This window comes from Streptomyces sp. P17, from assembly GCF_032436805.1.
Lineage (GTDB): Bacteria > Actinomycetota > Actinomycetes > Streptomycetales > Streptomycetaceae > Streptomyces.
The window spans coordinates 1-1247 of sequence record NZ_JAVRBF010000181.1; the positions used below are offsets into that span (position 1 = coordinate 1).

The 1247-nt window shown below is 68.6% G+C and carries 2 protein-coding genes; both read right to left on the reverse strand.

Annotated features, from left to right (window positions below; translation table 11 throughout):
• On the reverse strand, positions 1–397 hold a 397-nt coding region (locus tag RMT89_RS40195), incomplete at its 3' end, for a hypothetical protein (protein WP_315888698.1).
• Between the two features lie 89 nt (positions 398–486).
• A partial coding sequence (locus RMT89_RS40200) for a hypothetical protein (RefSeq protein ID WP_315888699.1) occupies positions 487–1247 on the reverse strand: 761 nt, incomplete at its 5' end.

Here is a 1247-nt window from a genome sequence, read left to right on the forward strand (position 1 = left end):
CGAGCCGCTGCACCTCAGCGCGCACCGTTCCCCCACGCGGCCGCGTCGGGGTCGTGAACCGGTCATCGGCGACGATCCCCAGCAGGTCACCAGCGGAGACGCGCAGCACCTGAGCACCACGCATCCATCTCCCCGACGGGTGCAGCCGCCACGGTGACCCGTCCGGGACTACGCGCTCCACCCGGAACTCACCCAGCGGCACATCGCCCACGCCGGCGTACCCGGCGCGCAGCTGGAGCCGATGCCCATACACAGCCAGCGCCGCATCAGGACGACCGGTGAACAGCGACCCGTCCGGGTCCGCGATCGACAGCTCCAGCGACGTCTGCACCTGACCGGACCGCAACTCGACCGACAGCGACCCATCCACGATCTCCAGCGGCTCAGAGGTCAGCACCTGGCCCCGCAGCGTCGGCCACACCTGACACGACAGCTCCACATCCCCCAGACGAGCCGCACCCCACCTCTCATCGACCGGCCACATAGCTACGCCTCCGGCAGACGGAGACGGTCCAGATATGTGGGCGCCGCAGCAGTCGAGTCCTGATACGTCGGATGCTCAGCCATATCGTCGGCATAGGTACGGGACGGCACCACCGGCAGGATCGCCGGCCCCCGCGACTCATACCCGTCCATCTGCCACGTCACCCGAGGAAGGTGCGGCACAGTCCGCTCCGACTCCACATCAGCCGCCGACACGTACAGCAGCCCCGTCGGATGATCCAGACACTCAGGGTCGCCCCGCAACACCACCGTCGGCCCGGCCAGCATGATCGCGTCCACCGCCTGCACCGTCGCCTCATCCTCAGCGACCAGACGCCACGACCGGACACGTACCTGGCGCGCACCACCCACCGTCACAGGTAGACCACCCATCGGGCGCACCATCTCCGACGCCGACGACCACCGGCCACGAGACTCCGAGCGCAGAACACCCACCACCACCGCACCGAGCGGTGCCATCGGATCGGACAGCCACGCACGGGAGTGTCCGGGAGACACCACAGCCCGCACCGACTCACCACCCGTACCGACCACCTGCCCCGACGACGACACAGCCTCAACCAGATACGTCACAGGCACACCGACCGGTATATCCCAGTCCACGACACGCGCCGACGACCCGAGCGGCACATGCTGCCCACGCACCGGCACCCGCACACCATCCACCACCCGCCACACACGCAGCGACACCGCACCAGCAGGCACCTGAGACACCAACATGTCCACCCACGGCGGCGACTGCA